At 73.3% G+C, this 6,181-nt stretch carries 6 protein-coding genes and 2 pseudogenes; 6 read left to right on the top strand and 2 right to left on the bottom strand.

Annotation, left to right across the window (positions count from 1 at the left end; translation table 11 throughout):
* The 3 genes and pseudogenes from AC2W7G_RS07790 to AC2W7G_RS07780 all read left to right on the top strand — a co-directional run.
* On the top strand, positions 1-222 hold a 222-nt coding region (locus AC2W7G_RS07790), incomplete at its 5' end, for a hypothetical protein (RefSeq protein WP_485867927.1).
* 145 nt (positions 223-367) lie between these two features.
* A pseudogene (locus AC2W7G_RS07785) lies at positions 368-502 on the top strand (hypothetical protein); the annotation flags it as partial.
* Positions 503-646: 144 nt separating this feature from the next.
* The gene (locus AC2W7G_RS07780; RefSeq protein WP_485867926.1) at positions 647-946 is read left to right on the top strand and encodes a GNAT family N-acetyltransferase; all 300 of its coding nucleotides are present in this window, start codon (positions 647-649) and stop codon (positions 944-946) included.
* Between the two features lies 1 nt (position 947).
* Here AC2W7G_RS07780 and AC2W7G_RS07775 read toward each other — a convergent pair whose 3' ends face one another.
* Together AC2W7G_RS07775 and AC2W7G_RS07770 are read right to left on the bottom strand one after the other, a co-directional pair.
* On the bottom strand, positions 948-1,928 hold the full coding sequence (locus tag AC2W7G_RS07775) for a TIGR03557 family F420-dependent LLM class oxidoreductase (RefSeq protein WP_485867925.1): 981 nt from the start codon (positions 1,926-1,928) through the stop codon (positions 948-950).
* A gap of 46 nt (positions 1,929-1,974) precedes the next feature.
* Positions 1,975-4,493 (bottom strand): annotated as a pseudogene (locus AC2W7G_RS07770) (DEAD/DEAH box helicase).
* 69 nt (positions 4,494-4,562) lie between these two features.
* On the opposite strand from AC2W7G_RS07770, the gene AC2W7G_RS07765 reads away from it, so the two are divergent.
* The 3 genes from AC2W7G_RS07765 to AC2W7G_RS07755 form a co-directional block, all read left to right on the top strand.
* Positions 4,563-4,985, top strand: coding sequence for a DoxX family protein (locus AC2W7G_RS07765; RefSeq protein ID WP_485867924.1), 423 nt, complete (start codon positions 4,563-4,565; stop codon positions 4,983-4,985).
* 89 nt (positions 4,986-5,074) lie between these two features.
* On the top strand, positions 5,075-5,248 hold the full coding sequence (locus tag AC2W7G_RS07760; protein WP_485867923.1) for a hypothetical protein: 174 nt from the start codon (positions 5,075-5,077) through the stop codon (positions 5,246-5,248).
* Between the two features lie 93 nt (positions 5,249-5,341).
* A partial coding sequence (locus tag AC2W7G_RS07755; RefSeq protein ID WP_485867922.1) for a patatin-like phospholipase family protein occupies positions 5,342-6,181 on the top strand: 840 nt, incomplete at its 3' end.

Here is a 6,181-nt window from a genome sequence, read left to right as displayed (position 1 = left end):
ACCTCGCCCCGCCGCCGCACCGCCTACGACGAGACGTCGCTGCGCCTGGCCCAGGCCCACCGCGACGTCGAGGACCTCACCGAGCGGCTCGCGCAGGCCAGCACCGAGCTCGAGACCGCGGTGGCCGCGCAGGAGGAGGCCGACCAGTCCCTCACCGAGGCCGAGACGCGCCGCGAGCGCGCCGAGCTGGCCGTCGAGCCCGACGACGAAGGAGCGACATGACCGAGCAGGGACCCATCGTCCTGGACCGTGACGAGGCCCGGCGGCTGCTGGGCGTGGGCGTCGTCGGACGCGTCGCGTTCGTCGACGCCGACGGCACGCTGCAGCTCGTGCCGGTGAACTACCGCGAGCTTGACGGCGACGTCTTCTGGCTCACGCTGGCCGACGGCGTCATCGCGCGCTCGACGGCGGCGACCAGGTCGCCTTCCAGGTCGACCACCACGACGACACCAACCAGGACGGCTGGAGCATCCTGGTGCGCGGCCGGGCCGAGGTCGTCGACGACGCCGACCTCCACGCCGCCCTCGTGGAGCGCGGGCTGCGCCCCTGGGGCGTCGGGCGCGCGCACCACCCTGGTGCGACTGCGGGTGGCCGCCATCAGCGGGCGCCGCGTGCGGCTCGCCCCGCGCTGAGGTTCAGTGGGGCCATGAGCACCTCCATCGAGCACAACCCGACCGACGAGCGGTACGAGATCTACGTCGACGGCGAGCTGGCCGGGTTCACCCAGGCCGTCCCCGACGGCGACAGCGTCCTCATGGACCACACCGTGGTCGAGGACCGCTTCTCCGGCCAGGGGCTCGCCGCCGAGCTGGTGGGCGCCGCGCTGCAGGACGTCCGCGAGTCCGGACGCACCGTGCGGCCCACCTGCTCGTACGTGCGCCACTACCTCGACGAGCACCCCGAGCTCGCCGACCTGGTCGACCCGTCGCACCGGCCGGCCGACTGAGCTAGTCGCCGAACGCCTCGCGCAGCGCCGGCAGCAGCCGCTCGACGCCGGTGTCGAAGAGCTCCTCCTGGGCCTCGTCGCCGATCTGGACGAGGGCGAGGTCGGTGTAGCCGGCCTCGGCGAACGGGCGCACCGCCTCGACCACGGCGTCGACGTCGTCGCCGCACGGGATCTGGTCGGCCACGTCCTCGGGCCGCACGAACTGCGTGGCACCGGCGAAGGCCGACGGTCCGGGCAGCTCGGCGTTGACCTTCCAGCCGCCCGCGAACCAGCGGAACTGGTCGTGCGCCCGCTGTGTCGCCGCCTCGGCGTCCGCGCCCCACGCGATCGGCAGCTGGGCGACCTTGCGCCCGCCCGGTCCGCCACGCGCGTGCTCGTCCCACAGCGGCGCCAGCGAGGGGTCCGGCTCGGTGGAGATCATGACGTCGGCCCGCGGCGCGCCCACCTTGATCGACTGCTCGCCGCTCACCGCCACGCCGATCGGCACGCGCTGCTCGGGCAGGTCCCACAGCTTCGCCGAGTCCACGCTCAGGTGCTTGCCCCGGTACGAGACGTAGCCGCCGTCGAACAGCGCGTTGATGATGTCCAGGGCCTCGGTGAACATCTCGTGCCGGACGTTCACCGGAGGCCACCCGCGCCCGACCACGTGCTCGTTGAGGTTCTCCCCCGCGCCCAGGCCCAGCGTGAACCGGCCCTCGCTGAGGATGCCCAGGGTCGCGGCCTGCTGGGCGACGACCGCCGGGTGGTAGCGCATGATCGGCGCGGTCACGTACGTCATCAGCGGCAGCGTGCTGGTGGCCTGGGCGACGGCGCCCAGCATCACCCACGCGTTGGGGCTGTGGCCCTGCTCGACGACCCACGGGAAGAAGTGGTCGCTGCTGACGGCGAAGTCGAAGCCGGCCCGCTCGGCGCTGACGGCGTGCTGCACGAGCCGCTGCGGCGGGGTCTGCTCGGTCATGAGGGTGTACCCGAAGCGCATCATGGCCCCACGCTAGGCGGGCCGCGCCGGGGTCACACCTCGAGCCCGGCTACGCCGGGCCGACGTCCAGGACGCGCACGACGGCCTCGCCGGCCGCGTCGGACGCCGGCAGGTCGACCTCGGCGCTGATGCCCCAGTCGCGGTCGCCGGCGGGGTCGTCGAACGCTGGCGCACCCGCCAGGTGTCGCCGTCCTCGGTGACCATGAACAGCTGCGGGCCTCGGGCGGCCGGGCCGGTGCCGAGGGACTCGTACTCGTCCCGGTACTCCTCCACGGCCTCGCGCCAGGCGTCGGCGGTCCAGCCGGACTCGGCGTCCAGGTCGCCCAGGGCGTCCCAGCGTCCGAGCGCCGCCAGCTCGACCCGGCGGAACAGGGCGTTGCGCACGAGCACGCGGAAGGCCCGGGCGTTGCCGGTCACCGGGCGCGGCGGCGCGCTGGCGTCGGCTTGCGGCCTCACCTCCGCCACGTCCTCGCCCGGGTGCACGAGCTGCTCCCACTCGTCGAGCAGGCTCGAGTCGGTCTGGCGGACGAGCTCGCCGAGCCACTCGGTGAGGTCGCCGAGCTCCTCGGTCCGGACGCGCTCGGGGACGGTGCGCACGAGCGTCTTGTAGACGTCCGAGAGGTACCGCAGCACGAGGCCCTCGGACCGGGCCAGCCCGTACTCGGAGATCAGCTCGGAGAACGTCATCGCCCGCTCCCACATCTCGCGCACGACCGACTTCGGTCGCAGCTGGTGGTCGGCGACCCACGGGTGGCCGGCGCGGTAGGTCTCGTACGCCGCCTCCAGCAGGTCGCGCAGCGGCTGCGGGTGCTCGACGTCCTCGAGGGCGTCCATGCGCTCCTCGTACTCCATGCCCTCGGCCTTCATCTCCGCGACGGCCTCGCCGCGGGCGCGGAACCGCTGGGCCGAGATGATCGGCCGCGGGTCGTCCAGCGTCGCCTCGACGACCGACACGACGTCGAGCGCGAAGGTCTCGGACTCGGGGTCGAGCAGCTCCAGCGCCGCGACGGCGAACGGGCTCAGCGGCTGGTTGAGCGCGAAGTTGGCCTGCAGGTCGACGGTCAGCCGCAGCGTGCGTCCCTCCTCGTCCGGCGGGTCGAGCCGCTCCACCACGCCGCCGGTGAGCAGCGCGTCGAGGATCTCGTCGACCTGGGCCAGCAGCGCGTCCTGGCGCTCGGGCGTCTCGTCGCTCTCGCGCAGCATCCGCTCCAGGGACGCCCGCGCGTCGCCGGGGCGGCTCACGACGTCCAGCACCATGGCGTGGCTGACCCGCATGCGCGAGACCAGCGGCTCGGGCGTGCCGTTCACCAGCTTGTCGAACGTGCCCTCGTTCCAGGAGACGAAGCCCTCCGGCGCCTTCTTGCGCACGACCTTGCGCCGCTTCTTGGGGTCGTCGCCGGCCTTGGCGAGCGCCTTGGCGTTCTCGATCTCGTGCTCGGGCGCCAGCACGACCACGTGGCCGACGGTGTCGAACCCGGCGCGGCCGGCCCGTCCGGCGATCTGCTGGAACTCGCGCACCTGGAGCTGGCGCTGCCGCGTGCCGTCGTACTTGCTCAGACCGCTGAACAGCACGGTGCGGATGGGGACGTTGATGCCGACGCCCAGCGTGTCGGTGCCGCAGACCACCTTGAGCAGGCCCGCCTGGGTGAGCGTCTCCACCAGGCGGCGGTAGCGGGGCAGCATCCCGGCGTGGTGGACGCCGATGCCCATGCGCACCAGCCGCGACAGCGTCTTGCCGAACGCCGAGGTGAACCGGAAGTCGCCGATCTGCTCGGCGATCGCGTCGCGCTCCTCGCGGGTGGCCACCTTCACGCTGGTGAGCGCCTGGGCCCGCTCGAGCGCGGCCGCCTGCGTGAAGTGGACGACGTAGACCGGCGTCTGGTGCGTCTCGACCAGCCCCTCGAGCGTCTCCTGCACGGGCGTCATGACGTACTCGCTGACCAGCGGCACGGGACGCTCGGCGGTGGTCACCGCCACCGTCGCGCGTCCGGTGCGCTCCTGGAGGCGCTGCTGCAGGCGGGTGGTGTCGCCGAGCGTGGCCGACATGAGCAGGAACTGGGCGTGCGGCAGCTCCAGCAGCGGCACCTGCCAGGCCCAGCCGCGGTCGGGGTCGGCGTAGTAGTGGAACTCGTCCATGACGACGAGCCCCACGTCGGTCTGCTCGCCCTCGCGCAGCGCCATGTTGGCCAGCACCTCGGCGGTCGCCGCGACGATCGGGGCGTCGGCGTTGACGGCGGCGTCGCCGGTGATCATGCCGACGTTCTCGGCACCGAAGACCTCGCACAGGTCGAAGAACTTCTCGCTCACCAGCGCCTTGATCGGGGCGGTGTAGACGCTGCACTCGCCGCGGGCGAGCGCGGCGGCGATGGCGCCGGTGGCCACGAGGCTCTTGCCCGAGCCGGTCGGGGTGGCGAGCACGACGTTGGCGCCCGAGAGGCACTCGAGCACCGCCTCGTCCTGGTGCGGGTACAGCGCGAGCCCGCGCTTCTCGACCCACTGGACGAAGGCGTCGTAGACGACGTCCTCGTCGGTGGTGGTGCCGGAGGGCAGCAGGTCGACCAGGCGCATCCGTCCATTGTCGCCGGTCGTCCCCGCGCTCCGCGTGCCGCCCCGCGCGGACGCTGCCAGACTCGGCGCATGCCGCTCACCCCGCTGCACGAGGACCCGCGCACGTCGGCCCCGCAGACCGTCGGCCGGCTCGCGCTCGGCGCGGTCCTGGTCCTCGCCGGCGTCTCGCACCTGACCTTCGCGCGCGAGGAGTTCCGCGCCCAGGTGCCGGGCTGGACGCCGCTGGACGAGGACACCGTCGTGGTGGTGTCGGGGTTCGTGGAGATCGGGCTGGGCGGCGCGGCGCTGCTGCTCGGACGGCGGAAGGTGGCCGTCGGCTGGCTGCTGGCCGCGTTCTTCGTCGCGATCTTCCCCGGCAACGTCTCGCAGTACGTCACGCACACCGACGCGTTCGGGCTGGACTCGGACGCCAAGCGCGGTGTCCGGCTGCTGTTCCAGCCGCTGCTCGTGCTGTGGGCGCTGTGGTCGACCGGCGCCTGGCGCCGGCGCTGAGCGTCCCACCCGTGTGACGATCGACGTCACAGACTCGCCGGGGCCGAGAATGCCTCAAGTCCTTGGTGCGCGGGCCGACCATGGAGGGCGTGACGAACGATCCCCTGGCCGAGGCCGAGGCCCGCTGGCGACGCGACGAGGTGCTCTCCCTCGTGGCCGCCCTCCGCAGCGCCGAGCCGACCTCCGGCGCCGAGCTGCGGGCCCTGCTGGACGAGCTCGAGGACCTCGAGGCCGATCTCTCCCCCGTCGTCACCGCGTCGTAACCCCCGGACGTCCGCCGTCACCTGCACGTGACATCACCGGTGTAGAAATCCTGGCGTGGGGTACCTGCAGGTCCCACGGACGAGGAGGCGGGCATGGGTGACCAGGGACGGACGGTGCTGGTGCTGTCGGGAGGAGCCTCCCGGGGCGCGGCCCAGATCGGCATGCTGCGAGCGCTGCTCGAGCGTGGCGTCGTCCCCGACCACCTCGTCGGCACGTCCGTGGGTGCGCTCAACGCGGCCTTCCTGGCCTGCGACCCGACGCCGGCCCGCGTCGCCGAGCTCCACGAGGGCTGGCGCGACATCGGCGGCGGCACGATCTTCCTTGGCACCACCTTCACCCGGCTGCGCCACCTCGCCCGCCGGCGTCCCTACCTGTACGACAACGTCAACCTGGCCCGCGTCGTCGCCGACTGGGTGCCGCACGGCCGGCTCGAGGACCTGCCCACGCCGGTCCGGGTCGTCACGTCCGAGCTCGGCTCGGGACTGCCGTCGTACCACGACCGTGGCGACGTCCAGGAGCTGCTGCTGGCGTCCACGGCGCTGCCGGCGGTCTTCCCGCCCGTGGTGCTCACCAACCCCGTGACCGGCGAGGAGTCGCTCCACGTCGACGGCGGCATCACCGACAACGTCCCGCTCGCCGGGGCGGTCGACCTGGCGCCGACCACCGTCTACGTGCTCAACGTCAGCCCGCCGGTGCGGGCCCGCGCGCCGCGCAACCCGATCGACGTGCTCATCATGTCGCTGGGCGCCTCCATGCGGCTGCGCCCGACGGTCGACCTGGGTCCGTCCGTGCGGGTCGTGGAGATCGGCTTCCCCGAGCTGGACGTGCCGATGACCGACTTCTCGCAGACCGACGCCCTCGTGGACGCGGGGCACGCCGCCGCCGAGGCGGTCCTGGACGCGCACGCGGCGGCGGACGCGGCGGGGGCGGAG

The organism is Aeromicrobium sp. PFPM2_SD2, assembly GCF_057364525.1.
This window is presented reverse-complemented; position numbering and strand designations above follow the sequence as displayed.